Here is a 2,595-nt window from a genome sequence, read left to right as displayed (position 1 = left end):
CAGCGTGCCGGGGCGCAGAGTGTTGGCGTGCCGATGGTCACGACGACGGATTATGTGAACACGATTCCTGCGGACCAGGAGCCGGTGTTCCCGGGCAATGAGGAGATCGAGCGGAAGTACCGGGCGTGGTTGCGGTGGAATGCCGCGGTCATGGTGCACCGTTCCCAGCGCCCGGACATCGGGGTCGGCGGGCACATCTCCACGTATGCGGGGGCCGCGACGTTGTACGAGGTTGGTTTTAATCATTTCTTCCGGGGCAAGGACCATCCCGGGGGCGGGGACCAGGTCTTTTTCCAGGGACACGCGTCCCCGGGCATGTACGCGCGCGCGTTCCTGGAAGGGCGCCTGTCCGAGGAGGACCTGGACGGGTTCCGGCAGGAGAAGTCCAGGGAAGGCCATGCCCTGTCCTCGTATCCGCACCCGCGCCTGATGCCGGGGTTCTGGGAGTTCCCGACGGTCTCGATGGGCATCGGGCCGATGAACGCGATCTACCAGGCCCAGTCCAACCGGTACCTGCACAACCGCGGCATCAAGGACACCTCCGACCAGCACGTGTGGGCGTTCCTGGGCGACGGGGAAATGGACGAGCCCGAATCCCGCGGCCTGCTCCAGCTCGCTGCGAACGACAAGCTGGACAACCTCACGTTCGTGGTGAACTGCAACCTCCAGCGCCTGGACGGGCCGGTGCGCGGCAACGGCAAGATCGTCCAGGAACTCGAGGCGTTCTTCCGCGGTGCCGGCTGGAACGTCATCAAGGTGCTCTGGGGGCGGGAGTGGGATGCGTTGCTGGCCCGCGACACCGACCATTCCCTGGTGAAGGTCATGAACGACACCGTCGACGGGGACTACCAGACGTACAAGGCCGAGTCCGGCGGGTTCGTCCGGGAACACTTCTTCGGCCAGACCCCGGCGACGAAGGAACTCGCCGCGCACCTGACCGATGACGAGGTATGGAATTTGAAGCGTGGCGGGCACGACTACCACAAGGTCTACGCCGCCTACCGGGCCGCGGTGGAATTCAAGGGCAAGCCGACCGTGATCCTGGCCCACACCGTCAAGGGCTACGGGCTGGGCACGCACTTCGAGGCCCGCAACTCCACCCACCAGATGAAGAAGCTGACCCTGCAGGACCTGAAGGACTTCCGCACCCACCTGCGCCTGCCCATCAGCGATGAAACCCTCGAAGCGGACCCGTACCGGCCCCCGTACTACCACCCCGGCCCCGACGCCCCGGAAATCCGCTACCTCATGGAACGCCGCGCCGAACTCGGCGGGTTCGTCCCCGAACGCCGCACCGCCCACACCCCGGTCACCCTGCCCGGGGAAAAGACCTACGAAGTCGCCAACCGCGGCTCCGGCAAGCAACACGCCGCCACGACCATGGCGTTCGTGCGCCTGCTCAAGGACCTCATGCGGGACAAGGACTTCGGCCACCGGATCGTGCCGATCATCCCCGACGAGGCCCGCACCTTCGGCATCGACGCGTTCTTCCCGACCGCGAAGATCTACAACCCCAACGGGCAGAACTACCTCTCCGTGGACCGGGACCTGGTGCTGGCCTACAAGGAATCGATCTCCGGACAGATCGTGCACGCCGGCATCAACGAAGCCGGGTCCGTGGCCGCGTTCACCGCCGCCGGGACCAGCTACGCCACCCACGGCGAACCCCTGATCCCGATCTACGTCTTCTACTCCATGTTCGGCTTCCAACGCACCGGGGACCAGTTCTGGGCCGCCGGGGACCAGATGGCCCGCGGCTTCATCATCGGCGCGACCGCCGGCCGGACCACCCTCACCGGCGAAGGCCTCCAACACGCCGACGGGCACTCCCCCCTCCTGGCCTCCACCAACACCGCCGTGATCAGCTACGACCCGGCCTACGGGTACGAGATCGGGGTGATCGTCAAGGCCGGGCTGGAACGCATGTACGGGCCCGCCTCCACCGACCCCAACGTCATGTACTACCTCACCGTGTACAACGAACCAATCCTCCAACCCAAGGCCCCCGCCAACCTCGACACCGAAGGCATCGAAAAAGGCATCTACCACCTCCAAGCCGCCACCACCGAAGGACCCGCCACGCAACTGCTCGCCTCCGGCGTCGCCGTGCCCTGGGCCCTGGAAGCCGCCGACATCCTCGCCCGGGAATGGGGCGTCGCCGCGGACGTCTGGTCCGTCACCTCCTGGACCGAACTGCGCCGCGACGGCCTCGCCGCCGAGGAACACTCCTTCCTCCACCCCGACGAGGCACCCCGCACCCCCTACCTCACCCACAAAATGGCCGACGCGCACGGACCCGTCATCGCCGTCACCGACTACATGAAAGCCGTCCCCGACCAAATCCGCCAATTCCTGCCCAACACCTTCGCAACCCTCGGCGCCGACGGCTTCGGCTTCTCCGACACCCGCGCCGCCGCCCGCCGCTACTTCAAGATCGACTCCCACAGCATCGTCGTCCGCGCCCTGCAAATGCTCGCCAACGACGGAAAAATCAACCCCGACACACCCCGCCAGGCCGCCACCAAATACGACCTCCTCAACGTCAACGCCGGCACCACCGGCAACGCCGGAGGCGACAGCTAACCCCAACCGGCG

1 protein-coding gene is annotated in these 2,595 nt (G+C 66.5%); it reads left to right on the top strand.

Annotation, left to right across the window (positions count from 1 at the left end):
* A partial coding sequence (gene aceE / locus G6035_RS19370) for a pyruvate dehydrogenase (acetyl-transferring), homodimeric type (RefSeq protein WP_176618733.1) occupies positions 1-2,583 on the top strand: 2,583 nt, incomplete at its 5' end.
* Between the last annotated feature and the right edge of the window lie 12 nt (positions 2,584-2,595).

The sequence above is a fragment of the Arthrobacter sp. SDTb3-6 genome (genome assembly GCF_013376095.1).
In the GTDB taxonomy this organism is placed as follows: domain Bacteria; phylum Actinomycetota; class Actinomycetes; order Actinomycetales; family Micrococcaceae; genus Specibacter.
This window is presented reverse-complemented; position numbering and strand designations above follow the sequence as displayed.